The sequence below is a fragment of the Rhodanobacter thiooxydans genome, assembly GCF_030291135.1.
In the GTDB taxonomy this organism is placed as follows: Bacteria; Pseudomonadota; Gammaproteobacteria; order Xanthomonadales; family Rhodanobacteraceae; genus Rhodanobacter; species Rhodanobacter thiooxydans_A.
On the sequence record NZ_CP127409.1, the window covers coordinates 446278 to 471743 of the forward strand.

The following is a 25466-nucleotide window of genomic DNA, read 5'->3' on the forward strand; positions in this document are numbered from 1 at the left end:
GGGCGTGGGCCCGGCCGACTATTGTCGATGCGACGGTGCGCAGCCGACAAGCGCGCCTGACCTGCGACATCGTGTCCGGTTTCCGGCGGGCGCCGGCGCCGGCGCGGCGGGGCCCGGGGTGACACGATGCGTCAGTTCAGGCCGCCAGCATGGTCAGGATCTGTTCGCCGGTGGCATGCGGGTGCAGCAGCAGGTAGTGCGGGCGCATGCTGTGGTCGTGCCGGCGGGCGGCGGCGATGCACGGCTTGCCGTCGGCGGCAATGACGCACAGCCGGGCCGGGCGGCGCTGGTCCCACGGGCGGCGGAGCACCAGGCCATGCTGCGGGCCGCCGACGATGATGCATTTGATTTGTTCCATGACGCTTGCTCGTAATGAGGGAGAGGACGGTGGAGGTGTCACTTCCCAGCAAGCAGAAGGCAGGCCACGGGGCGGTGGCCAAATGTGGCTTGCATCACATTTTGGCGATTCCGCCCGCGGCGGCCCCCACGGGCCGCCATCGTGCCGCTTGGTCAGGCGTTGCCGATGAAGTCGGTTTTGCCGATGTCGGTACCGGCCTGGCGCAGGATGTCGTAGGCGGTAGTGCAGTGGAAGAACAGGTTCGGCAGGGTGAAGTGCAGCAGGTAGGCCTGGCCTTCGAAGTGCATCTCGCCGTTGCGCATCTTCAGGTGGATCGCGCGGGTTTCGCTGCCGTCGATCTGTTCCGGCGTGAAGCTCTTGATGTACGCGATCGAGCGCTCGATGCGGCTGTAGGCCTGCTCCAGCGTGGTCTCGTTGTCCTCGAAGCTTTGCGGCTCCACGCCGGCCAGGCGGGCCACGCCGCGGGTCGCCATGTCGCAGGCGATCTGGATCTGCTTGATCAGTGGCAGCATGTCCGGGATCAGCCGGGTCTGCAGCAGCACCTCGTCGCTGACATTCTTCGACCGGGCGTGCTGCTCGCCCTTCTTCAGCACGTGGGCGAGATTGCCCAGTGCGCGGACGCAGACGGGAACGGCGACCTGGTACATCGAAATGCTCATGGATGATCTTCCTGTGGTGGGTGAGTGGGTTCGGCGGGCGGGGCGGCGGCCGGCCGCCGTCGCGTCACCCGGGCCGCGATCAGCATGCCAGCCAGCATCAGGGCGGCGGAAAGCACGAAGGCTACACCGGGCAGGTGCACCGACGAAGACGGCGCGATCGACAACGCGAACACCTGGGCGAACAGATACGGCCCGAAAATGCCGGCGAAACTGCCCAGGCTGCTGATCGCGCCCTGCAGCCGGCCCTGCTCGGAAGGATCGACCTGCTGGGTCATGATCGACTGGATCGGCGGCATCGCCAGGCCCCACAGTGCCAGCAGCGGCACGCCGAGCAGGAACGCCCAGCCCACGTCGGCCACGCCCATCACCAGGAACGCGCCCACGCCGAACAGCATGCCGGCCAGCAGCACGCGGCGTTCGCCGAAGCGCGGCGCGAGCTTGCCGGTGAGCACCGCCTGCACGAAGCCGTCGCAGGCGCCGACCAGCATCAGCACGTAGCCGACCGCCTGCGGACCCCAGTGGTAGCGGTAGTCCGCATACAGCACGAACACCGTCTGCAGCACGTAGTGCGCCAGGTAGACCAGGAACAGCACCACCGCCAGGCCGAGCACCTGCGGGTGGCGGCGCAGCAGCTTCAGCGAACCGAACGGGTGCGCGCTGTGCAGTTCGAGCCGGGTCGTGCGGCGCTCCTTCGGCAGCGACTCGGGCAGGATGAAGCAGCCGTACAGGAAGTTGCACAGCGCCAGGCCGGCGGCTACCCAGAACGGCAGCCGCAGCGCGATGCCGCCGAGGAAGCCGCCCACGCCGGGGCCGATGATGAAGCCCAGCCCGAACGCGCTGCCGAGGATGCCGAAGGCGGCGGCACGCTTTTCCTTCGGGATCACGTCGGCGACGTAGGCATTGGCGGTGCTGAAGCTGGCCGCGGTCATGCCGAGCAGGATGCGCGCGGCAAACAGCAGCCACAGCGTGGGCGCCAGCGCCAGCACCACGAAGTCCACCGCCAGGCCCAGGTTGGAGATCAGGATCACCGGCCGCCGGCCGTAGCGGTCCGACAGCGCGCCCTGCACCGGCGCGAACACGAACTGCACGATCGCGAACACCGTACTGAAGATGCCCACCCACCACGCCGCCTTCGCGATCCAGCCGCCGGCCAGCTGTTCGATCAGGTGCGGCAGTACCGGGATGATGATGCCGAACGCCAGCATGTCCAGCAGCACGGTGACGTAGATGAAGGCCAGCGCGGCCCGGTGGCGCGGTGCGGCGGGAGTCGGCGACGGGTCCATGGGCATGGCGGGGCGATGGGACGGGCACGATAGCCGAACGGCGGCGGTGCGGCATGTGCATCGGGGCGGCAGGGCCCGCCGCCGCCATCGCGATGAGGTTCACACCATCCGCGGCGCGGGCGCCGCCTGGTGGCATGGCGCGATACCATGGGCGACCCCTTCGCCGAGGAATCGCCATGCTCCGACGTCTGCTTCCCGTGTGCCTGCTGCTGGCGCTGGCCGCCTGTTCCTCCAACCAGGGGAGCACCGCCACGGCGCCGGTGTCGAAGGAGGAGCTGGCCCCGGCACCGGCTGCCACCGCGGCGCCGGCCGACGCCGGCACCAGCGCTGCCGTGCGGCAGCATCTGGCCGACTACGCCACGGTGAAACTCAGTGTCGACCTGTCGAAGTTCGACGCGCGGCAGAAGAAGATGATCGCGTTGCTGGTCGAGGCGGCCGACAGCATGAACGCGCTGTACTGGAAGCAGGCGTGGGGCGACAAGGATGCCTTGCTGGCGAAGATCGCCGACCCCGCCACGCGCGAATTCGCCGAGATCAACTACGGCCCGTGGGACCGGCTGGACAACGACAAGCCGTTCGTCGACGGCGTCGGCGCGCGCCCGCCCGGCGCGCAGTTCTACCCGGCCGACATGAGCAAGGCCGAGTTCGAAAAGTCGCCGCTGAAGGACAAGACCGCGCTGTACACCTTGCTGCGCCGCGACGCGCAGGGCCAGCTGATCAGCGTGCCCTACCACGAGGCATACAAGGCCGAGCTGGAAAAGACCGCCGGCCTGCTGCGCCAGGCCGCGAAGCTGGCGAAGGATGCGGGTTTCAAAAAATACCTGACGCTGCGCGCCGGCGCCCTGCTCAGTGACGACTACCAGCCCAGCGACTTCGCCTGGATGGACATGAAGCACAACCCGGTCGACCTCGTGATCGGCCCGATCGAGACCTACGAGGACCAGCTGTACGGCTACAAGGCCAGCTACGAATCCTACGTGCTGATCAAGGACCAGGCCTGGAGCGCGAAACTGGCACGCTTCGCCAAGTACCTGCCCGAACTGCAGCGCGGCTTGCCGGTGGCCGACAAGTACAAGGCGGAAAAGCCCGGCTCCGACGCCGACCTCAACGCCTACTTCGCGATCTACTACGGCGGCGACGCCAACGTCGGCGCCAAGACCATCGCGATCAACCTGCCCAACGACGAGCAGGTGCAGCTGAAGAAGGGCACCCGCCGCCTGCAGCTGGAAAACGTGATGCAGGCGAAGTTCGACAAGATCATGCTGCCGATCGCGAAGGAGCTGATCGCCGACGACCAGCAGCACAACCTCACCTTCGACGCGTTCTTCCAGAACACCATGTTCCATGAAGTGGCGCATGGCCTGGGCATCAAGAACACGCTGGACGGCAAGGGCACCGTGCGCAAGGCGCTGAAGGACCAGGCCTCCAGCTTCGAGGAAGGCAAGGCGGACATTCTCGGCCTGTACATGGTGACCCGGCTGGCCGACAAGGGCGAGCTGGACAAGTCGAAGCTGATGGACAACTACGTCACCTTCCTCGCCGGCATCCTGCGCTCGGTGCGCTTCGGTGCGTCCGACGCGCACGCCAAGGCGAACATGGTGCGCTTCAACTTCTTCAAGCAGCAGGGTGCGTTCAGCCGCGATGAAAAGACCGGCCGCTATCGCGTCGACTTCGACAAGATGACCGCGGCGATGAACGCGCTGTCGGCCAAACTGCTGACCATCCAGGGCGACGGCGACTACGACGCCGCGAAACAGCTCACCGACCAGATGGGCGCCGTCGACGCCGAGCTGGCCGGCGACCTGAAGCGGCTCGACCAGGCGCACATCCCGGTCGATATCCGCTTCGAGCAGGGGCTCGACGTGCTGGGGTTGAAGCAGCCCTGAGGTGCGTGCGTCAGGTCGCCGCGTCGATCCACGCGGCGACCTCGGCCGGGTGTTCGAGGTGCAGGTGGTGGCCGCCATCGAGATGGCTGACACGGATGTTCGCCACGCACTCGGCGCGGGCCTGCATCGGTGCGCCGGGCAGGTAGGGCGTGGCCGGTTGCGCCAGCAGCAGCGCGGTGGGTGCCGTGATGCCGCGCAGCAGCGCGTGAACCTGCGTTTCGGCCAGGCGCACGGCGCTGGGGCGGGTCAGCCGCGGGTCGCTGCGCCAGCGCCAGCCGCCATCGGTTTCGGCCAGGCCACGCTCGACGATCGGCTGCGCCAGTTCGGCGGGCAGGCCGCTGGCCATGCTGCGTGCGGCGACCGCCTGGGCGACGTCGCGGAATATCCGCAGTGGCTTGCGGCTGGCGCCGTGTGGCGTCAGCGCATCGCGGAAACGCTGCAGCGTGTGCGAGCCGTCGTCGCCGAGCGGGCCGAGGCCCTCGATCAGCAGCAGGCGTTCGATCCGCTCGGGCGCGGCGGTGGCGACCAGCGCGGCGATGCCCGCGCCAAGCGAGTGGCCGAGCAAGGTGTAGCGATCCAGCTGCAGCACGTCGGCGGCGGCCAGCACGGCCTGCACGTAGTCGACGTAGTGGTAGCTGGCGCCGGCGGCGGGATGGCCGGAATGGCCGTGGCCGGGCAGGTCCAGCGCGATTACCTGCCAGCGTGTGGCCAGCAGCGGTGCCAGCCGGGCGAAGCTGCCGGCGTTGTCGAGCCAGCCGTGCAGCGCCAGCAACGGCGGCAGCTTCTCATCGCCCCAGACCTGTGCGGCCAATGGCAGGTGCGGCAGCGCGATGCGGCGCTCGGCGGGCTGCGTCACGCGGCGGCTTCCGGCCAGCCGCCCAGGTGCCGGCGCACCAGCGCGGCGAGGCTGTTCACCTGTTCGGCGCTGTCGTTCAGTGCGGGGATGTAGCGCAGCGTCTCGCCGCCGGCGGCGATGAAGAAGTCGCGGTTCTGCATCGCGATCTCCTCCAGCGTCTCCAGGCAGTCCACCGCGAAGCCGGGGCAGGCCACGTCGAGCCTCTTCACGCCGTTGGCGGCCAGCTGGCGCACGGTGGCGTCGGTGTACGGCTGCAGCCAGCGTTCGCGGCCGACCCGCGACTGGAAGCTGACGACCATCCCGTCCTCGCCCAGCCGCAGCCGCTCGCGCAGCAGTTGTGCGGTGCGCCGGCATTGTTCCGCGTAGGGATCGCCGAGTCGCACGTAGCGCTCGGGGATACCGTGGAACGACAGCAGCAGTTTCTCGCCGCGGCCGTGCGCCGCCCACCAGCGCTCGATGCCGGCAGCCAGCGCGTCGATGTGGCCGGGCTCGTCGTGGTAGTCGTTGATGATGCGCAGCTCGGGCGGCCAGCGCAGTTGCTTGAAGGCATCGGCCACCGCGTCGATCACCGAACCGGTGGAGGTGGCCGAATACTGCGGGTACAGCGGCAGCACCAGCAGCCGGCGCACGCCGTCGCGCTGCAGCTGTTCGATCGTGTGCGCCACCGACGGTTCGCCGTAGCGCATCGCCAGCGCCACCCGCAGCGTGCCGGGCTGCTGCCGGTCCAGCTCGGCCTGCAGTGCGGCGGCCAGCGCCTCGCTGCCGTAGCGCAGCGGCGAGCCGCGTTCGTCCCAGATGCGCGCGTAGGCGTGCGCGGAACGTTTCGGCCGCACACGCAGGATCACCCCATGCAGGATCAGCCACCACAGCCAGCGCGGGTAGTCGATCACCCGCGGATCGCCCAGGAATTCGGCCAGGTACGGGCGCACCGCTTGCGCGGTCGGCGCGGTCGGCGTACCCAGGTTGACCAGCAGTACGCCAGCCTGAACGGGCTGAACGGACGCCGCACCGGAATCGTCGGCAACGCCGGTATAGTGGTTGCTGCGTGGCATCGTGACAGTCGTGGCTGCTGGAACCGTGCAGTCTGCCACAAGCCCGGCGCACCGCGTGGCGCCGCGCCCATCCCCCGAACCCGAGTGGAGCTGCCCCATGTTGAAGACATCGCTGCAACGCCTGCTGCTTGCCGGACTGGCCCTGCTGTTGCCGGCGATGGCCGTGCACGCCGAGGATCCGCCGCTGGTGCGTGCCACCAACGCCGTGCGCGTGATGAATGACATCATGCAGGCGCCGGACAAGGCGATCCCGAAGGACCTGCTGCAGAACGCCCGCGCGATCGCGGTGATCCCGGACATGCTCAAGGCCGGCTTCATCTTCGGCGGTCGCCGCGGCGAGGGGCTGATCTCGGTGAAGAGCCCGGACGGCACCTGGTCCAACCCCAGCTTCGTCACCATGACCGGTGGCAGCGTGGGCTTCCAGGTCGGCGTGTCCTCGACCGACGTGATCCTGGTGTTCCGCACCCAGCGCGGCGTGGATTCGATCGTCAACGGCAAGTTCACCCTGGGCGCCGATGCCTCCGCCGCGGCCGGCCCGGTCGGCCGCACCGCCACGGCCTCCACCGACGCGCAGATGAAGGCCGAGATCTACTCCTACTCGCGCAGCCGCGGCCTGTTCGCCGGTGTCGCACTCGACGGTTCGGTGCTGCGCATCGACTATGATGCGAACGCCGCGGTGTACGGCGCCGGCGTCACACCGCGGCGCATCTTCGAGGGTGGCGTCAGCAACGTGCCGACGCCGGTCGTCGACTTTCGCGACCGGCTCGAAGAGTACACTTCACGCTGATACGGAAAGGCCGGTGCGCGCGGTGCGACGGGTTTCCGGTTCCATCCGTTTTCGAGGTAATACATGAGCATCTGGCATCTGATAATCCTGCTGGTCGTGGTGGTGGTGATCTTCGGCACCGGCAAGCTGCGCAACATCGGCTCCGATCTCGGCAGCGCCATGCGGGATTTCAAGAAAGGCCTCAACGGCGACGAGGACGAGGCCAGGCGCAAGGAAGAGGCCGAGCGCCTGCGCGCCGATCCGCCGGTCAGCCCCGCCGACAAGGCGACGCAGAGTCAGCGCGACTCCAGCGACTCGAAGTAAGCCGGACGGGTTGCGGCGATGATCGAGATCAGCTTCGGCAAGCTGGTGCTGCTCGCGCTCATCGCGCTGATCGTGCTTGGCCCGGAGAAACTGCCCGGCGCCGCGCGCACCGCCGGCGCCTTGCTGCGGCGCATGCGCAGCGGCTGGGACGACGTGCGCGCCGAGGTGGAGCGCGAATTGCAGATCGAGGAGATCAAGCGCGCCGCGCGCGAGGCCGCGGCGCGGGCGGAAGTGGCGCAGGGCGAGCTGGACGCCACGCTGGCGCAGGTGCGCGACCTGCCGAACGCCGCGTCGGCGGAGCAGGGTGCGGTAACGGCTGCGCCGGTTGCCGACGCGCCGGAAACAACCGTCGCGGACACGCCTGAGCACGCCACCGGTGACCTGTTCACCGCTGCCGCCGCGCCGGTGCGGGAGGAGCTTCCGCATGGCCACGCCTGAACCCGAGGTCGACCTGCAGCAGGGCCTGTTCTCGCACCTGCTGGAACTGCGTTCGCGCCTGCTCAAGGCCAGCGCCACCGTGCTGGTGGTGCTGCTGGCGCTGGTGCCGTTCGCCAACCACTTGTACACCGAGCTGGCCGCACCGCTGGTGGCGCGCCTGCCCGCCGGCGCGCACCTGATCGCCACCGAGGTGGCCAGCCCGTTCGTCACCCCGCTGAAGCTGGCGTTCTACGCGGCGCTGTTCATCAGCATGCCGATGATCCTGTACCAGCTGTGGGCCTTCGTCAGCCCGGGCCTGTACAAGCACGAGAAACGCCTGGCCCGGCCGCTGCTCGCCGCGGCGCTGGTGCTGTTCTACATGGGCTGTGCGTTCGCTTATTTCCTGGTGCTGCCGGCGGCGTTCCGCTTCCTCACCGCGATCACCCCGCAGGGCGTGGAGATGATGACCGACATCACCCACTACCTCGATTTCGTGATGCTGATGTTCTTCGCGTTCGGGCTGTGCTTCGAGGTGCCGGTGGCGGTGGTGATCCTCGCCGCGGTGGGCATCGTCGACCTGGACAAGCTGCGCAGCAGCCGGCGCTATGCCATCGTCGGCGCGTTCGCGATCGCCGCCTTCATCACGCCGCCGGACATCACCTCGATGATCATGCTGGCGGTGCCGATGTGCCTGCTCTACGAACTGGGCATGCTGGCGGTGCGCTGGCTGGTGAAGCCGGGCTCGCTGAAGCCCGACGCGGGCTGAGCGCGCTCAGTACAGGTCGATCGGGTCGACATCCAGCGACCAGCGCACCTTGCGCGCCGCCGGCAGCGCGATCAGCGCCAGCTGCCATGAGCGCAGCATGCCGTGCAGCGTGCGACGGCTGCTGGCTTCCAGCAACAACTGGCCGCGATGCCGGCCCGCGCGCAGCGGCATCGGTGCGGGCATCGGTCCGGCGACCTGCCACTGGTCGTTGCGCGGCAGCGCGGCGTGCGCCGCGGCAAGGAACGCATCGACCTGTTCGCGCTGCGGCGCCTCGGCACGCAACAGCACCTGGTGGCTGTACGGCGGCAGCTGGATCAGCTGGCGTTCGGCCAGCAGCTCGCGTGCGGCGGCGGCATAACCGTGCGCCAGCAGGCTGCGCAGCAGCGGGTGTTCCGGCTGGTGCGTCTGCAGCAGCACGCGGCCGGGCTTGCGCGCGCGGCCGGCGCGGCCGGCCACCTGCACCACCAGCTGCGCCAGCCGTTCGCCAGCGCGGAAGTCGATGCTGTGCAGGCCCTCGTCCACGCCGACGATCGCGACCAGGGTGAGGTTGGGCAGGTCGTGGCCCTTGGCCAGCATCTGCGTGCCAACCAGGATCGCCGGCTGGTCGTCGCGCAGCGTGGCCAGCAATTGCTCGAATGAATCACGGCGGCGGGTGGTCTCGCGGTCGACGCGCAGCACCGGCACCTGCGGGAACTGCGCCAGCAGCGCTTCCTCCAGCCGCTCGGTGCCCTGGCCCTGCGGCTTCAGGTCGCCGGCGCCGCACGTCGGGCAGACGGTGGGCAGGCGTTGGCGATAGTCGCAATGGTGGCAGATCAGCTGGTGCCGGCCCGCGTGCAGGGTCAGCGGGCGCTCGCAGCGCGGGCAGGCCGCATGCCAGCCGCAGGCGTGGCACAGCAGCACCGGCGCGTAGCCGCGGCGGTTGCGGAACACCAGCGCCTGCTCGCCGCGCGCCACCGTCTCGGCCACGGCGCCGAGCAGCGCCGGCGACATGCCGTGCTCCAGCCGCTGCGCGCGCATGTCGATGATCTGCACCTGCGGCGGCCGCACCGCACCGGGCCGCGCGCGCAGGTGCAGGGTGCTGTAGCGGCCGGCCGCGGCGTTCGCCAGCGATTCCAGCGACGGCGTGCCCGAGCCCAGCAGCACCGGCACACCCAGCGCGCGGGCGCGCACCATGGCCAGGTCGCGGGCATGGTAGCGGAAACCTTCCTGCTGCTTGTAGGCGCTGTCGTGTTCCTCGTCGACGATGATCAGCCCGGCCTGCGGCAGCGGCGTGAACACCGCCGAGCGGGTGCCCAGGATCACCCGCGCACTGCCGGCGCGGGCGCGCAGCCAGGCGCGCGCGCGATCGCCTTCGGACAGGTTCGAGTGCAGCACCTCGACAGCCACGCCGAGGCGCTCGCGCAGGCGCCGCACGGTCTGCGGCGCCAGGCCGATCTCCGGCACCAGCAGCAGCGCCTGCTTGCCCTGTGCCAGCACCTGCTCGATCAAGGCCAGGTAGACCTCGGTCTTGCCGCTGCCGGTGACGCCGTCGAGCAGGAAAGGCTGGTAGCGGCCGAGGCTGGCGCCGACGGCGGCGACCGCCTGTTGCTGCTCGTCGCTGAGTTGCGGCGCCAGCGTCGGCGGGCGCGGACGAGCGGGCGGCGGTCGTTCGCTGCGCTCGAGCAGGCCGGCGGTGGCCAGCCGGCGTGCCGCGTCGCGCCAGCCGGGCTGGCGTTCGTTCAACTCCTGCGCACTCAACGCGCCGGCCGCCAGCCAGTCCAGCAAGGCCTTGCTGCCGCCGCGGCGGCTGCCGGCGTCGTGGGCGCTGTGGCCAGCGCCGGTGAGGGACCAGTACTCATCGCCGATCGGCGGCAGCGGCTTCGCTTCGCGCAGGGCCAGCGGCAAGGCATTGGCGTAGGCCTCGCCCGGCGCGCCGAGCCAGTAGTCGGCGGCCCAGGCCAGCGTCTGCATCAGCTCGGGGTCGAGCAGCGCGTCGTCGTCGAGCAGGCGCAGCACCTGCTTCAGCCGGCTGCTGCCGACGGCAGCTTCGGCGTCGATCGCCACCACCATGCCGACCAGCTTGTGGCGGCCGAACGGCACCAGCACCCGGCTGCCCACGCCGGCCTCGCCCGCCGCGGGCGGCAGGTAGTCGAACAGGGTGGGCAGGGGTACCGGCAGGGCGACGCGAAGGACGGCGGGCATGGGCTACCTCGTGGCGGCCCAGTGTAACTGCGGCGTCCGCGAGGCCTCAGGTTTCGATAGCTGCGATATCAGGTGAATCGGGCCAGAGGAGTTGCGCGAACTTGCTGCCCGGTTATCGAGGAGTTGCAGGTAAGTCGCTATCCCCGGGAGGTTTTTGCGCTTATCCACAACGGCTGTGGATAAGTCTGTGGATGCAGCGGGGAGGGGCGGGCTCAAAGCGCGTCGTGGCGCCTTTCACGACAGTCTGACGAGGTTTTGTTCACGAAAAAAAATCCTTTTTCTTCAATAGCCTGCAAATGGCACCCGGGCGCAGTTCACATAATTCACAAGCTGGCAGCGGTTGCCTTGACAGGTTCATGACGCTGTGCAAAACCCGTCCTGCCGCCGGCCGGAAAGCGGCCTCAGTGGGCCACCCCAAGCACCAAGGCGACCATCAAGGCGAACATCAGCAGCCAGAAGTAGCACCAGCCGACGAACCAGAATTTCAGCAGGGTCATCGGCCAGCCCTGGTGATAGACACGTTTCTGCATGATCAGGAGGTAGGTCGGGATCCACAGGATCAGCGCGGCCTGCAGCCAGCCCAGCGCATAGCCGGTCCATGCCGCGTGCGGTCGCAGCCAGGTCGACAGCATGCCGGCAAGGGTAATCAGCAGCAGGCTGAGGAACATGAACGCATGGCTGTGCAGGGCCACGATCAGATGCTCCATGTACAGCCGCCGGCGGAATACGTAGAACAGCTTCAGCAGGATCGCGAAGACCGGAATCATCACGAACATGGTCGGCGGCAGTGCGCTGAACACGCCGTTGATCATCCGCTGCTTCGCCTCGGCGCTGGCCGCGGGATCGCCATGCTTGAAGGTGTCCCAGTTCTTCTGGAACTGGCGGCCAAGGGCGGTCAGGCGCGCGTTGGCCACGTCCGGCAGCCAGGCGATCCGGACCGATCCCGATGTGTCCCCGGACACCTTGCGTTGGGTGTCGCGCGGCCTGGTGTCGCTGGCGGGTTTCACCGTCGCGGCTGCCGGCGGTGCGGCGAGTGAGGCGGCCGACATCGGTGCCGCGCCAAGTGCGGCAAGGCGCTGATTGGCTGCCTGACGCAGTTCCTGTTCGCCGACACGGGCCTGCTCCAGTACGTTCGGCGGCAACACGCCGGTGTTCCGGGCGCTCTGCAGGCCATCCAGCTCGTCCTGCAGCGCCTTGCGCACTTCGGCCGGGCTGGTGGCGGCCTCGATCGCACTGCTGTCCACACTTACCAGTGGATGGCCGTTCGCGGGGAGCTTGTCGGCGAACTGGTCGATGGCCAGGTGAAAGACGAAGAATGACAGCAGGCACAGCACGAACATCAGCCGGAACGGCGCGATGTAGCGCACCCGTCGGCCGGCGAAATATTCCAGGGTGAGGAAGCCGGGCTTCAGCAGCAGCGGCGGCAGCGTGTGCACGATGCGGCTGTCGATGTGCAGCACCGTCTCGACGGTTTCCTCGACCATGTGGTGCATCGGTTTCAGCACGCTGTGGATCGACTGCCCGCACTCATGGCAGAACTCGCCCTGCATCGCGGCGCCGCAGTTGGCGCAGTGCAATCCTTCGTGGCTGGTCAGCTGCTTCATCGCGGTTTCCGTCCGGTGCAGCGGGGGATCTTCGCACAAGGCAGCGGCCGGCCGGGCGTGACCTATGGCTCAGGTAGAATGGCCTGCCCTGGAGTCTGCTTGACCGATGAAACCTTTCCGTCCCGAGCGCGCCCATCTGCGGCACGAGGTGCGCGCCACCGTGCGCCTCGCGTTGCCGTTGATCGCCGCCCAGCTGGCGGCGGTCGGCAGCAACGTGATCGACGCGGTGCTGGCCGGCCACGTCAGTGCGCACGTGCTGGGCGCGGTGGCGGTGGGCGCCAGCATCTGGTCGCTGGCGATCGTCTGCGGCATCGGCATGATGATGGCGGTGCCGCCGTCGGTGGCGCAGCTCGACGGCGCCGGTCGCCGCGGTGAAGTGGGCGCGGTGTTCCACCAGGCGCTGTGGCTGGCGCTGGGCATGGGCGTGCTGCTGTGGTTCGCGGTGCGCCATGCCGGGCCGCTGATCGAGCTGATCGGGGTGACGGCGAGCCTGCGTCACGACGTGCAGCGTTTCCTGCTGGCGATCAGCTGGGGTGCGCCGGCGCTGACCTGCTACTTCGCGCTGCGCGGCCTGTCCGAGGGGCTGTCGCTGACCCGGCCATCGATGTATTTCAGCCTCGGCGGGCTGGTGCTGCTGGTGCCGCTGGGCTACGTGCTGATGTTCGGCAAGCTGGGCATCCCGCCGCAGGGCGCGCATGGCTGCGGCGTGGCCACCGCGATCGTGCTGTGGCTGGAGATGCTGGCATTCGGCGTCTACGTGATCTTCCGGCGCAACTACCGCGGGCTGGGCCTGTTCGAGCGCTTCGAGTGGCCGCATCTGCGCCGGATCGGCCAGCTGGTGCACATCGGCCTGCCGATGGCGGTGACCCTGCTGGCCGAGGCCGGGCTGTTCGTGGCCACCGCGCTGATCATCGCCACGCTGGGCGAGGACGTGATCGCCAGCCACCAGGTGGCGATCAACATCGCCTCGCTGTTCTTCATGATCCCGCTCGGCCTGGCGATGGCGATCACCGTGCGGGTGGGCAACGCGGTGGGCCGCGGCGACGAGCGCGGCGTGCGCTACGCCGGCTTCTGCGGGATCGGCCTGACCCTGCTTACCCAGCTGTTCTCGGCCGCCCTGATGCTGGGCCTGCCGCACTTCATCGCCTCGCTGTACACGCACGAGCCGAAGGTGATCGCGCTGGCCGCGCAGCTGATCATGCTGGCCGGGCTGTTCCAGTTTTCCGACGGCGTCCAGGTCGCGGCCAACGGCGCGTTGCGCGGCTTGAAGGACACCCGCGTGCCGATGGCGATCACCTTGTTCTCGTACTGGGTGGTGGGCATGCCGGTGGGCTGGTGGCTGGCCTTCCACCACGGCATGGGCGCACGCGGGATGTGGATCGGCCTGATCGCGGGCCTGTCCGTGGCGGCGGTCATGCTGTTTACCCGCTTCTGGCGCAGCGCGTGGAAACAGCGCTGGCGCCGCCACCTGCCGATGACCGCACCGGCCTGACCGGCTACGCTGGCCCCGACGCTTCCGGATACCTGCCTACATGACGCTGCCACCACTGCTACTACCCCGCCGCCACGGTTTCTGGGCCTTCCTGCGTACGCTCGGGCGCGGCATCAACCTGCTGCGGCTGGTGATCCTCAACCTGGTGTTCTTCGGCGTGCTGGCCGTGCTGCTGTTGCTGCTGACCGCCGGTATCGTCGGCAGCCGGATGGAGCGTGCGGTGCAGGACGACAGCGTGCTGGTGATCAAGCCGCAGGGCCAGCTGGTCGAGCAGTACAGCGTCGAACCGTTGCAGCGCGCGCTGGCCGGCCTGTCCGGCGAGCAGCCGAAGCAGGTGCAGTTGCGCGACCTGGTCGATGCGATCGACGCCGCGGCCAAGGACAAGCGGATCAGCCGCATCCTGCTGCTGCCGGACGAGCTGCAGGGCGGCGGCTTTGCCGCGCTGCGCGAGGTCGGCGCGGCGCTGGACCGCTTCCGCGCGGCGGGCAAGCCGGTGGTCGCGTGGGCGGTGAACCTGGACCAGGGCCAGTACTACCTGGCCGCGCATGCCGACCGTCTGCTGGTCGACCCGCAGGGCGGCGTGATGCTCACCGGGCTGGCCAACTACCGGCTGTTCTACAAGGACCTGCTGGACAAGCTCGGCGTCGACGTGCACCTGTTCCGCGTCGGCGAGTTCAAGAGCGCGGCCGAGCCGTACATCCTCGACCACGCCTCGGCCGAGGCAAAGCAGGCCGACAGCTACTGGATGGGCGGCCTGTGGGACGGCTACCTCAACGAGGTGGCGGCCATGCGCAAGCTGGATCCGGCCACGCTGCGCGACGACATCGACAACCTGCCGCAGCATATCGCCAGCACCCAGGGCAACCTAGCGCAGCTGGCGCTGGGCCAGCACCTGGTCGACGGCCTGGCCACCCGCGCCGAGCTGATCGCGATGATGCGCAGGGAAGGCGTGCCGGCCGACAAGAAAGGCCACAGTTTCCGCCAGGTCGACTTCGCCCGTTACGCGGCCGGCGTGCAGCATGCCGACAATGCGTTCGCGCCGGGCGTGGCGATCGTGGTGGCCGAGGGCGAGATTGCCGGCGGCAAGCGCGCGGCCGGTTCGGTCGGCGGCGAATCCACCGCGGCGCTGATCCGCGAGGCGCGCGAGGACCGCAAGACGAAGGCGCTGGTGCTGCGGGTGAACTCGCCCGGCGGCGAGGTGTACGCGGCCGAGCAGATCCGCCGCGAGATCGAACTGACCCGCAGCGCGGGCATCCCGGTGGTGGTGTCGATGGGCGACGTGGCGGCCAGCGGCGGCTACTGGATCGCGATGAACGCGAACCGGATCTATGCCGAGCCGAACACCATCACCGGCTCGATCGGCATCTTCGGCATGTACTACACGGTGCCGAACACGCTGGCCAAGCTCGGCATCCAGAGCGACGGCGTCGGCACCGGGCCGATGGCCGGCGCGTTCGACATCAGCCGCCCGCTCGATCCGAAGGTCGGCACGGTGATCCAGGCGATCATCGACAAGGGCTACCGCGACTTCGTCGGCAACGTGGCCAAGGCGCGCGGCAAGAGCTACGAGGCGATCGACGCGATCGCGCAGGGCCGGGTGTGGACCGGCCAGCAGGCGCTCGAGCGCGGCCTGGTCGACCAGCTCGGCGGGCTGCAGGCCGCCGTCGCCGATGCGGCCGCCCTGGCCAAGCTGGGCCAGGGCTACCCGGTGCGCTACGTGGAGGCGCCGCTGGGCGGCTTCGAGCGCTTCCTGATTGGCCTCAACCAGGGCGCCGGCGTGCACCTGCTGCAGTCGTGGGGCGTGCGCCTGCCGAGCTGGTTCGCCCAACTGCCGGCGCTGGCGCCGGAACTGCAGCTGTTGCGCAACGCGAAGGCCGGCACGCCGAACATCTACGCGGACTGCCTGTGCAGCCCGCGCTGAGCCGGTAGCGCCTACTGCGATTGCGCCTCGATCTGCTTGCGCTGTTCCTCGGCCTGCTTGTCGACCGTCTTCTGCACGTCCCGGGCGCGCTGCTCGTCGGCCTTAAGCGCGTCGAACGGCGTGGCGGTGTCGGCTGCCGCCGGCTTGGCCTGGGGCTCCGGCGGCTTGCTGGAGCAGGCGCCGAGGGCAAGGACGCAGAGCAGGAGCGGTAGCGGCTTCATGGTGGTTCTCGCACGGGATCGATCCGCCGAGTGTCCTGCCATGCCCCGCCGCAGGCAAGGCGCCGCCTAGGCGTGGCGTGATCGACGCTTTAAGCTGCGCCCATGAACAGCCGCCTCGATGCCTGGCAACTGCACGGCCACACCGCCCTGGTCACCGGCGCCAGCAAGGGCATCGGCTACGCCACCGCGCGCGAGCTGGCTGGCCTCGGCGCCAACCTGTTGCTGGTGGCGCGCGACGAGGATCATCTCGAACAGGTACGGGTGGAGCTGGCCGATGAATTCGCCGACGTCGAGGTGCTGGCGTTCGGCGCGGACCTGGTCGAGGCGGAGGATCGCCTGGCGGTGTTCGACTGGATCGCCGACCTCGGCGCACCGGTGTCGCTGCTGGTCAACAACGCCGGCGGCAACCAGCCGGGCGCCACGCTGGACTATCGCGAGGACGATTACCGCGCGATCTTCGAGCAGAACCTGTTCTCCGCCTTCGAGATGTGCCGGCTGGCGCATCCGCAGCTGGTACAGCACGCCAACGCGGCGATCGTCAACGTGGGTTCGGTTTCCGGCATCACCCACGTGCGCACCGGCGCGCCGTACGGCATGAGCAAGGCGGCGCTGCACCAGCTCAGCCGCAACCTGGCGGCCGAATGGGCGGTGGACGGCATCCGCGTCAACGCGGTGGCGCCGTGGTACATCCGCACCCAGCGTACCGACCCGGCGCTGGCCGACGCCGACTACCTGGACGAGGTGCTCGAGCGCACCCCGCTCAAGCGCATCGGCGAGCCGGAGGAGGTGGCTGCCGCGATCGCCTTCCTGTGCCTGCCGGCGGCCAGCTACATCACCGGCCAGGTGCTGGCGGTGGACGGCGGCTTCCTCAATTACGGATTCTGAACAGGCGTCAGAACTCGGCGACGTGTTCCTCGGCGGCAAGACCCAGCGTCACGGCACCTTCGCCCACGTTGACCATGCCGGTGATGCTCATAGGTGCTTCCATCAATTCGACGCCGCATTCCTCGCAGGCCTGGCGCAGCTCGATATAGCCGGGCAGGTGCGACAGCACGGCGAGGTCGCCGCCGTAGCTGACGCAGACCACCGGCACCAGCAGGCCGGCGCGTACCCGCTGCGCGGCGTAGTTGAACAGCACCTCGGCACCATGCTCGAAGCCGCGCACCTTGCCGACCGGGCCGGTTTCGCCGCGGAAGCAGCGCAGCAGCGGCTTGATGTCCAGCGCCGTGCCGACCATCGCACTGAGCAGGCTGACACTGCGATCACCCCGCTTCTTGATGCGGTTGCGCAGGTGGATCAGGTCGCGCGGCAGCATGTAGCCGTAACTGTTGTTGGCGATATGGGTGAGGCGTTCGCGGATCGTGGCGGGCGGCACATCGGCGGCGATCAGCCGTGCCGCTTCGTAAATGGCCGGCGCGGTTCCCGCGAAGACATTGCGGGTGTCGACGACACGCATCATGAACGGGCCGGGGATGGCCGCCTGTTCGCGCACCTGGCGATAGCTCTTGAGGATCGCGAAGCTGGCGCGGTTCACATGTTCGTTGATCGGGCTGCGGGTGGCGGTGATGGTCAGGCAGAACACGCAGTCCTGCTCCAGCACGAGTTTTTCGAGGAACAGCTTCTGCACCTCCTCCACCGGGCACGGTTCGGTTTCCGCCGAGTGGCTGCGGCTGCCGAGCCGGCGGTCGATGAAGCGCTGGAGCTCTTCCGGCCGGCGGTCATCCATGAAGGTTTCACTATCCACCTTCACGGTGATCGGCATGATCGAGACGTTGTTCTTCCGCAGGAACTCCTGCGACAAGTCGCAGGATGCATCAATGGCCAGGCCCATTCGCATCACGTTTCCCCCCCGTCATGAATGGCAAATCGAACATAACATGCAAACAGGGACTGTGGCGTCAACCGAAAGTTGCCTGGATCGAAGCGCCCGGGCAGCCAGTGGGCCGTCCCGCCCGCGACGAACAGCCACTAACATGCAGTGACTACAGACATGGCATCCAGCTGGCGTGGCGTCGCCGGTAACGCGCACGAGTACCATCCCCCATGAAAAGCAAACAGGAAATCGTCTCCAACTGGCTGCCGCGCTATACCGGCACGCCGCTCGAACAATTCGGCGAGCACATCCTGCTGACCAACTTCGGCCACTACGTGGAACTGTTCGCGCAGTGGCACGGCGTGGAAGTGCAGGGCCGCGACCGGCCGATGCCGAACGCCACCGCCGACGGCATCACCCTGATCAACTTCGGCATGGGCAGCCCCAATGCGGCCACCATGATGGACCTGCTCGGTGCGATCGAGCCGAAGGCGGCGCTGTTCCTGGGCAAGTGCGGCGGCGTGAAGAAGAAGAACCAGCTGGGTGACCTGGTGCTGCCGATCGCGGCGATCCGCGGCGAAGGCACCAGCAACGATTACCTGCCGCCGGAAGTGCCGGCGTTGCCGGCGTTCCAGCTGCAGCGCGCCGTCTCCACCATGATCCGCGACCTCGGCCACGATTACTGGACCGGCACGGTGTACACCACCAACCGGCGCGTGTGGGAACACGACGAGACCTTCAAGGCCTACCTGCGGCGCACCCGCTGCATGGCGGTGGACATGGAAACCGCCACGATCTTCGCCGCCGGCTTCGCCAACCGGATCCCCTGCGGCGCGCTGCTGCTGGTATCGGACCAGCCGATGATCCCGGAAGGCGTGAAGACCGAAGCCAGCGACCGCGCCATCACCTCGCGCTTCGTCGAGGCCCACATCAAGATCGGCATCGAGGCGCTCAAATTGGTGCGCCGCAACGGGCGCAGCGTGAAGCACCTGCGCTTCGAGGCGGACGGGGAGACAGAATAGCCGCGCTCCAGCGGCAAGATCGGCTGGCGGAGGCCGGTCTGCCCCTCCGGTAAGCCAGGCAGCGGCTTGCCAAAACAGCCTGAATCAACCCCGGGCGCAAGTTCATGCAGTATAAAATTTGTTGACAGTATGTAAATGAGGCGTGATAAATAGGCATCAGACCGGACCGGCTGCATCAAGTTCCATGACAGGATTGGCTCTGCCTCGCGCTACCGGGGCAGGGCACTGGCAGTCATGAAAAGGCAGAGATGTGCTGCGTGTCACACGACGTTGTTGCCTGTCGCGGTATCGACCCGGATCGGGAGTTCCGTGAGTCTGAGGTTCATGGGTTTGGGAAGGTTAAGGCCGAGGTTGAGGTTTTGGGCAGGGATTTTCCGGTCCGGGGCAGCAGCCCATCGGAATGTTTTTAATTATTCGGAGGGTGTTTTCATGAAACTTGGGGTCAAGAAACTTTCTTCGGCAGTCCGCCTGGGTCTTTCGCTGGGTGCTGTCATTGCCATGGGTGCGTCGACCACGGCCTTCGCGCAGGATACGGCTACGCAGGACACGGCCAGTCAGGCCAACCAGGACAAGGCAAAAACGCTGCAGACCGTCGTGGTCACCGGCTCGCACATCCGCCGCGTGGACCTGGAAACGTCCAACCCGGTCGTGACCATTGACGCCGCGCAGATCAAGGCCACCGGCAAGCTGACGCTGGGCGACATCGTGCAGCAGCTGCCGGCGGTGACCGGCGGCAACATCAACCCGCAGGTCAACAACAGCGGCGGCACCGGCGGCAGCAGCATCGGCTTGCGCGGCTTGGGCAGCCAGCGCACCCTGATCCTGATCGACGGCAAGCGCATCATCAACGGCGATCCGAACTCGATCCCGGCCGACATGATCGAGCGCATCGAAGTGCTGACCGATGGCGCCTCCTCGGTGTATGGCTCCGACGCCATCGGCGGCGTGGTCAACTTCATCCTGAAGAAGGACTACCAGGGCGCGCAGTTCACGGTGAACTACGGTCAGTCCGGCCATGCTGACGGTCGCACGAAGGGTTACACCTTCACGTTCGGCCAGACGTCCGACAAGGGCAGCATCATGGGCGGCGTCGACTACAACAAGACGGAAGCCGTGGAGGCCAAGAACCGCGACTTCTCCAAGAACGCGGTGTCGATCTACGGCAGCAGCCAGACCCCGATCTACAGCTATATCGGTGGCTCCAGCTTCCCGGCCTACGGGCGCATCCAGTTGCCGACCCAGTATCGGGGCACCGGCCCGGGACAGTACAACTGCAAGAACGTGGCGCTGAATCCGGGTGCCAGCGGCCAGAACATCGCCACTGACTACCACTGCTTCACCAATGCCGACAAGTACAACTACGCGACGGTCAACCTGATCCAGACCCCGCAGGAGCGCACCAGCCTGTGGCTGAAGGGCACCTACAACCTGGGCGACCACGTCCAGGCCTACATGGACGCGTACCACAACAAGACCAGCTCGGGCTTCCAGCTCGCCCCGGCGCTGCTGGGCTCGATCTACGGCGCGGTGATCTCGGCCAACAGCTACTACAACCCGTTCGGCCAGGAGTATTCGGGGTCCGGTCTGGACTACCGTGCGCGCCTGGTGTCCGCCGGCAATCGCGCGGCCAACTACGGCACCACCACCGACCAGATCCACACCGGTTTCAAGGGTGACTTCAACCTGCTGAACCACGACTGGAACTGGGACGTGGGCATGAGTTACGGCCACTTCTCGCAGCAGACCATCACCCGCGGTCTGCCCAACCAGGACAAGATCAACGCGGACCTGGGTCCGTCGCATCTGGATGCCACCACCGGCAAGGTGGTTTGCGATTCGGGCGCGGCCGGCTGCACGCCGTTCAACCCGTTCAACCTGTTCGACCCCAACTCGGTCGCCGCCCTGCAGGCGGCAGCCGTGCCGGCGATCAGCAACAACTTCGCGATCGAGCGGGTCTACTCGGCCGATGTCAACGGCGGCCTGTTCGACCTGCCGGCCGGCACCGTGCAGCTGGCCGCGGGCGCTTCCTACCGCAAGGAATACACCCGCTCGGAAATCGATCCGCTGCTGCTGATCGATCCGGCCACCGGCAACTGCACCCTGGGCAGCCAGTGCAGCTCGCCGCTGCGTGGCGGCTACAACGTGAAGGAGGCCTACGCCGAGGTGTTCGTGCCGATCCTGACCGATCTGCCCTTCGCACAGTCGCTGAACGTCACCATCGGTGACCGCTACTCGAAGTACAGCACCTTCGGCAGCACCAACAACACCAAGTTCGCTGTGGAATACCGCCCGATCACCGACCTGCTGCTGCGTGGCACGGTGTCCGAGGTGTTCCGTGCGCCGACCATCGGCAACGTCTTCGGCGCGCCGATCAGCGACGCACCGAAGCTCAGCAGCGACCCCTGCGACGGCATCACCACCGCCAATCCGGCCTGCGTGGGCGTGCCGACCGATGGCAGCTTCGTGAACCAGGACGTGGCGCTCGGCCAGCAGATCAAGGGCATTTCCTCCGGCTCGAAGTACGCCGGGTTCCCGCTGGGGCCGGAGAAGGGCAAGTCGTTTGACGTCGGCTTCGTCTACTCGCCGAGCTACGTGCCGGGTCTGTCGTTCAGTGCCGACGTATGGCACATGTACCTGAAGGACACGATCTCCTCGATCGGCGCGCAGACCGTGCTCGACCTCTGCTATGCCGGCATCAGCCAGTACTGCCCGCTGATCACCCGCTTCCCGGCCGGCAGCGCCAACCCCGGCCAGATCGCGCAGATCGTCGAGCCGACCGGCAACCTGGGTCGCACGGACGTGGGCGGTGTCGACTTCTCGGCTCGCTACAAGCTGCCGGAATTCTCGTTCGGCAAGTTCGTGGTGGGCTTGGATGGGACCTACATGTCGCGCTATGACCAGCAGACCGCGCCGGGCACCAGTGCCAACACGGTGTTCCACGACGCTGGCCACTTCATGCCGTTCGGCTCCAGCCAGGCGTCGACCTGCCCGAGCGGTGGCGGCGTGTGCCTGTTCCCGCGCTGGCGCGGCAGCGGCTTCGCGAACTGGAACCTGGGCGACTGGAGTGCTTCCTGGCGCATGCGCTACATCGGCGCGTTCCGCAACGGCTCGAAGAGCCTGTCGCAGGACACGAACCCGGTGCAGGGTCTGCCGGGCGTGGTGCTCAAGTACGGCGCGACGATCTACAACGACGTGTCGGTCGGCTACAACTTCGAGCCGCTCAACACCCGTATCGATCTGGGCGTGAACAACCTGTTCGACAAGCAGCCGCCGTTCCTGTACGCCAACAACACGCTCAATGCCAACACCGATCCGAGCGACTTCGACCTGCAGGGCCGCTACTACTGGGCTCGCGTGACGGTGTCGTTCTGATTGACTGGAAAGCACTGAGTAGCTGAAGCTGACGAGCCGCGCGGGTTACCCGCGCGGCTTTTTCTTTTGGATAGTTGCCCACTCGTGATCAACGACATTCTCAGCGCCCTGCAATCCGGCCGGCCGGCCGAGGCAGAGCGCCTTTCCCGAGCCGCCCTGGCCGAGCGCCCCGACGATCCGGACCTTGCCTTGTTTCTGGCGATCGGCCTGCAGCAGCAGGGCCGTTTGGCCGAGGCGCTGGAGGTTTACGCGGCCTTGGCGCAGAAGCACCCCGACGACTCGCTGCACTGGGGCAATTACGCGACCGCGCTGCGTGAGGCGGGGCGCGTGCAGGAAGCCGAGGACGCCTACCTGCGTTCGATCGCACTGGCGCCGGACAATGAGGAGCAGCTGACCAACCTGGGCCTGCTGCAGCTCGAACGAAAGGATTATCCGGTCGCCCGCGACACGCTGCTGCGCGCCCTTGCGCTGGATCCCGCGTCGCCGGCGGTGCGCATCCATGCCGCGCGCGCCTGTTCGGCCTGCCGCGACTCGCGCGCGGAGGAGCTGCTCCGTCCCTGGCGCGACTGGACTTCGCTGGACGATCCGCTGCAGCTGGAACTCGCCGACCTGCAACTCGTGCTCGGCGAGGCGAACATCGCGCGCGTGCTGCTGGAGGAACTGCTTGCGCGCACGCCAGGTCATCTCCCGGCACGCCTGCTGCTGGCGGCCGTCTACGAACGTGTCAACGACCTCGACGGCAGCGCGGCCCTGCTTGATCAGGTGGAGCGCAATCATCCGGTACTGGATGTCGAGGCGCAGCTGGAGATCGTCCACCAGCGCGCGAAGCTTGCGTTGCGACGCGGGCAAACCGAACAGGCGCGGCGGCTGCTTGAGCAAGCCGGACCGCGCACGTCCGACGATTATGCGCATTTCTTCTCCCTGGCCGAGGCCTGCGACAAGCTGCGCGATTACCCGGGCGCGACCGCCGCGCTGCACGAGGCGCATGCGCGACAGATCGAGGAGCTGAAGCACAACGCGCCGCGTCGCTTCGATCCCGGTGCACCGGTGCTTCCGGCGGCGGTGGAGCGCATCGGCGTTGAGGAATTCCGGCGCTGGCCCGCGCTGCAGGGTCCGGACAGCGCGAACTCGCCCGTGTTCATCGTGGGCTTCCCGCGCTCGGGCACCACGCTGCTGGAGTTGATGCTCGACGCCCATCCGGCGCTGCAGTCGATGGACGAGCGGCCGTTCTTCACCATCCTTTCCGACCAGCTTGCCGACCACGGCATCGTGGTGCCGCAGGATCTGCACAAACTCGACCAGCACGCCTGCGACGAGTTGCGCAAAGGTTACGTGAGCCTGGTCTGCTCGAAGATCCAGCGGCGCTGGAGTGCGCAACTGGTCGACAAGAATCCGCTGAACATGCTGTGGCTGCCGCTGATTTACCGGCTTTTTCCCGACGCGAAATTCATCCTCGCGCTGCGTCACCCGTGCGACGTGCTGGTCAGCAACTACATGCAGAATTTTCGTGCGGCCGTGCTGGCGGTGGCGTGCGCCTCGATGGAGAAGCTGGCGACCGCCTACGTGACGGCGATGGAGTGCTGGCTGCACGATGTGGCGCTGTTTCAGCCGAACGTGTTCGTTTCCCGCTACGAGGACCTGGTGGCCGACCCGGCGGCGCAGACGCGGCGCATCGCCGACTTCCTCGGCCTGGAAGACGCCACGCCGCTGCTGCATTTCGATCGCCACGCGCGCGACAAGGGTTTCATCGCCACGCCGAGCTACGCGCAGGTCACCCAGCCGGTGAACCGCAAGGGGCTCGATCGCTGGAAGCGCTATCGCGAGGCGCTGGCCCCGGCGCTGCCGATCCTCGACCCGATGCTCCGGCACTGGGGCTATTCGGTTGCGGATGCGGACGAGCCTGCCGGCGCCTGATCGTCAGTCGGCCGGAATCCGCGCGAGTTCAGGCAGCAGCGCGGCATAGGCGCGCCAGCGCTGCACCGATCGGGTGTGCACAGGTTGCCGTGCCTGCCACAGGCTGGCCGTGTTGATGGCGCGTTCCTGCCCGGGCGCTGCGGGCTTCGCGGCATCGGGCAGTCCGAGCCAGTCGGCCAGCGCGTCGACGCAGCTGTCCGGATCGCCGACGAGGTCTTCGTAACGCACTTCGCGCACGGCGGCCGGATACCGCCGCTGCCAGTGCGCCATCAGCCGCCGTGTGCCGTGGATGACGGCAGCAATGTCGGCGAAATCGCAGGCAAAGTCCTGCGTACCCGGATGGAACGATTGCATCCATAGCGAGAGCGCCGTGTCCCGGGCGTTGCGGCGACAGTGGATCACCCGAGCCTGCGGAAACAGCGCGAGGATCAGATCCACGTGCATGTAGTTGTGCGGCTGCTTGTCGATGTACCAGCGCGCGGGGGCATCGTCCTGCACCAGCTGGGCTGCGTAGGCCGCGGCCGCCGCCGGCATCTGCGCGGCGCGTTCGCGATCCGACGCCATGGCGTCCAGGCGCGCCGCCAGCGTCGGCAGCCAGGGCAGCTCCCCGCGATGCCGCACCGCCGGGTGCCGGGCCAGCTGTTCGGCCAGCAGTGTGCTGCCGGACCTCGGCATGCCCACGATGAAGATGGGCGTCCAGCTGCGGTCCCCATGCGGCTGGACGGGTGGTGCCGGCCGCGCCAGCCGCATCTCCACGCTGCGCCGCCAGGGCTTGCGGTTCCAGGGCTGCCGTTCGCGTGCGATGCGGTTGGTCTCGGCCCAGGCGGCGACGGCGCGGGCATGCTCGCCGAGGTCGTCGTACGCCTTGCCCAATGCGAACAGCAGGCCACTGCGGGCATGTGGGCTCAGATCGTGGCGAGCCAGCTGCTGTTCGAACAGCGCAATATCCGGATGTTGCCGGTCACGGTACCGCTGCAGGCCGGCCAGGCCCAGTGGAACATGCCATTCCAGCGCCAGCGGACTGCCGGCCAGTGCCGCCTGCTGATGGTGGCGGGCCTCGTCGAAGCGTCCCAGTTGTGAGGCGAGCGCGCCCGCGTGCGCGTGCAGGCGGGGATCGTCGAGGCCGTTGGCGAAGGCGTCCACGCACAGCTGCAGCGCCTCCGCCTGGCGACCACAGTCGTCGAGCAGCTCCACCGCGGTGATCCGCTGCTCCACGCTGGCAGCGCCTGCAGTGCATGCGCCGACCAGCACTTCGCCTGCGGCCACCATCCGGCCCTGATCGCGCAGCAGGCGTGCCAGCACGAAGGCGGCCGGCAGATGACCCGGCGCACGCTGCAGGATCCCCCGCAGGCGCAGTTCGGCGTCGAGCCGATCACCTTGCTGGATCGCGATGCCGGCGAGCGCCAGCGCCAGCTCACCGGATCCGGGATGAACGGCGATGGCCGCTTCGAGCGTGGCCGCCGCACCAGCCATGTCGCCGCGCAATACCTGCGCCTGTGCGGCTTGAAGCGACAGCTGCTCGTCCGGAAGTACGGGCATGATCGGCGGCGCAGTCATGG

General features: G+C 68.0%; 20 protein-coding genes and 1 pseudogene. 11 read left to right on the forward strand and 10 right to left on the reverse strand.

The window, feature by feature from the left end; translation table 11 throughout:
* Positions 1–136 precede the first annotated feature (136 nt).
* The 3 genes from QQA13_RS01890 to QQA13_RS01900 form a co-directional block, all read right to left on the reverse strand.
* Positions 137–358 carry a hypothetical protein gene (locus tag QQA13_RS01890; protein WP_108470568.1) on the reverse strand — a complete coding sequence of 74 codons (222 nt, stop codon included), beginning with the start codon at positions 356–358 and terminating at the stop codon, positions 137–139.
* Positions 359–510: 152 nt separating this feature from the next.
* Positions 511–1017, reverse strand: a complete 507-nt coding sequence (locus tag QQA13_RS01895; protein ID WP_108470569.1) for a DUF1993 domain-containing protein — start codon at positions 1015–1017, stop codon at positions 511–513.
* Complete coding sequence (locus QQA13_RS01900; RefSeq protein ID WP_428992312.1) at positions 1014–2306, reverse strand: TCR/Tet family MFS transporter; 1293 nt, start codon at positions 2304–2306, stop codon at positions 1014–1016. Before QQA13_RS01900 ends, QQA13_RS01895 begins: the two co-directional genes overlap by 4 nt.
* Before the next feature lie 170 nt (positions 2307–2476).
* On the opposite strand from QQA13_RS01900, the gene QQA13_RS01905 reads away from it, so the two are divergent.
* A complete protein-coding gene (locus QQA13_RS01905; RefSeq protein ID WP_108470571.1) occupies positions 2477–4186 on the forward strand; it encodes a dipeptidyl-peptidase 3 family protein in 1710 nt (569 codons plus the stop codon).
* A gap of 10 nt (positions 4187–4196) precedes the next feature.
* Here the strand turns inward: QQA13_RS01905 and QQA13_RS01910 are convergent, their stop codons facing one another.
* Together QQA13_RS01910 and hemH are read right to left on the reverse strand one after the other, a co-directional pair.
* Positions 4197–5042: an alpha/beta fold hydrolase gene (locus QQA13_RS01910; protein ID WP_108470572.1), complete on the reverse strand. Its 846-nt coding sequence runs from the start codon at positions 5040–5042 to the stop codon at positions 4197–4199.
* Entirely contained in the window at positions 5039–6094 is a 1056-nt protein-coding gene (gene hemH / locus QQA13_RS01915) for a ferrochelatase (protein ID WP_108470573.1), read from the reverse strand. Before hemH ends, QQA13_RS01910 begins: the two co-directional genes overlap by 4 nt.
* A gap of 112 nt (positions 6095–6206) precedes the next feature.
* Here hemH and QQA13_RS01920 point away from each other — a divergent pair.
* The 4 genes and pseudogenes from QQA13_RS01920 to tatC form a co-directional block, all read left to right on the forward strand.
* A pseudogene (locus tag QQA13_RS01920) lies at positions 6207–6878 on the forward strand (lipid-binding SYLF domain-containing protein); the annotation flags it as partial.
* Between the two features lie 66 nt (positions 6879–6944).
* Positions 6945–7184: a twin-arginine translocase TatA/TatE family subunit gene (tatA, locus tag QQA13_RS01925; RefSeq protein ID WP_108470575.1), complete on the forward strand. Its 240-nt coding sequence runs from the start codon at positions 6945–6947 to the stop codon at positions 7182–7184.
* Between the two features lie 18 nt (positions 7185–7202).
* Entirely contained in the window at positions 7203–7622 is a 420-nt protein-coding gene (gene tatB, locus QQA13_RS01930) for a Sec-independent protein translocase protein TatB (RefSeq protein ID WP_108470576.1), read from the forward strand.
* Complete coding sequence (gene tatC, locus QQA13_RS01935; protein ID WP_108470577.1) at positions 7609–8367, forward strand: twin-arginine translocase subunit TatC; 759 nt, start codon at positions 7609–7611, stop codon at positions 8365–8367. The genes tatB and tatC overlap by 14 nt, the downstream gene beginning before the upstream one ends.
* Positions 8368–8373: 6 nt before the next feature.
* Here tatC and QQA13_RS01940 read toward each other — a convergent pair whose 3' ends face one another.
* Together QQA13_RS01940 and QQA13_RS01945 are read right to left on the reverse strand one after the other, a co-directional pair.
* Entirely contained in the window at positions 8374–10548 is a 2175-nt protein-coding gene (locus tag QQA13_RS01940; protein WP_108470578.1) for a primosomal protein N', read from the reverse strand.
* A 401-nt stretch (positions 10549–10949) separates the two neighbouring features.
* Positions 10950–12152, reverse strand: a complete 1203-nt coding sequence (locus QQA13_RS01945) for a DUF3667 domain-containing protein (protein ID WP_108470579.1) — start codon at positions 12150–12152, stop codon at positions 10950–10952.
* 106 nt (positions 12153–12258) lie between these two features.
* Here QQA13_RS01945 and QQA13_RS01950 point away from each other — a divergent pair, with 106 nt between their 5' ends.
* Together QQA13_RS01950 and sppA are read left to right on the forward strand one after the other, a co-directional pair.
* The gene (locus QQA13_RS01950) at positions 12259–13644 is read left to right on the forward strand and encodes an MATE family efflux transporter (RefSeq protein ID WP_108470580.1); all 1386 of its coding nucleotides are present in this window, start codon (positions 12259–12261) and stop codon (positions 13642–13644) included.
* 40 nt (positions 13645–13684) lie between these two features.
* On the forward strand, positions 13685–15565 hold the full coding sequence (sppA, locus tag QQA13_RS01955) for a signal peptide peptidase SppA (RefSeq protein WP_108470581.1): 1881 nt from the start codon (positions 13685–13687) through the stop codon (positions 15563–15565).
* A gap of 11 nt (positions 15566–15576) precedes the next feature.
* Here sppA and QQA13_RS01960 read toward each other — a convergent pair whose 3' ends face one another.
* On the reverse strand, positions 15577–15786 hold the full coding sequence (locus QQA13_RS01960) for a hypothetical protein (RefSeq protein ID WP_108470582.1): 210 nt from the start codon (positions 15784–15786) through the stop codon (positions 15577–15579).
* 102 nt (positions 15787–15888) lie between these two features.
* Here QQA13_RS01960 and QQA13_RS01965 point away from each other — a divergent pair, with 102 nt between their 5' ends.
* Positions 15889–16671, forward strand: a complete 783-nt coding sequence (locus QQA13_RS01965) for an SDR family oxidoreductase (protein ID WP_108470583.1) — start codon at positions 15889–15891, stop codon at positions 16669–16671.
* A gap of 7 nt (positions 16672–16678) precedes the next feature.
* On the opposite strand, the gene QQA13_RS01970 is transcribed toward QQA13_RS01965, so the two are convergent.
* Entirely contained in the window at positions 16679–17617 is a 939-nt protein-coding gene (locus tag QQA13_RS01970; protein ID WP_108470584.1) for a DegV family protein, read from the reverse strand.
* A 212-nt stretch (positions 17618–17829) separates the two neighbouring features.
* On the opposite strand from QQA13_RS01970, the gene QQA13_RS01975 reads away from it, so the two are divergent.
* From QQA13_RS01975 to QQA13_RS01985, 3 genes are all read left to right on the forward strand, one after another.
* The gene (locus tag QQA13_RS01975; RefSeq protein WP_108470585.1) at positions 17830–18621 is read left to right on the forward strand and encodes an AMP nucleosidase; all 792 of its coding nucleotides are present in this window, start codon (positions 17830–17832) and stop codon (positions 18619–18621) included.
* Between the two features lie 498 nt (positions 18622–19119).
* Positions 19120–21993, forward strand: a complete 2874-nt coding sequence (locus QQA13_RS01980; protein ID WP_234411252.1) for a TonB-dependent receptor plug domain-containing protein — start codon at positions 19120–19122, stop codon at positions 21991–21993.
* 84 nt (positions 21994–22077) lie between these two features.
* The gene (locus tag QQA13_RS01985) at positions 22078–23907 is read left to right on the forward strand and encodes a tetratricopeptide repeat-containing sulfotransferase family protein (protein WP_108470587.1); all 1830 of its coding nucleotides are present in this window, start codon (positions 22078–22080) and stop codon (positions 23905–23907) included.
* A gap of 3 nt (positions 23908–23910) precedes the next feature.
* Here QQA13_RS01985 and QQA13_RS01990 read toward each other — a convergent pair whose 3' ends face one another.
* On the reverse strand, positions 23911–25464 hold the full coding sequence (locus tag QQA13_RS01990) for a tetratricopeptide repeat-containing sulfotransferase family protein (protein ID WP_108470588.1): 1554 nt from the start codon (positions 25462–25464) through the stop codon (positions 23911–23913).
* Positions 25465–25466: the final 2 nt, after the last annotated feature.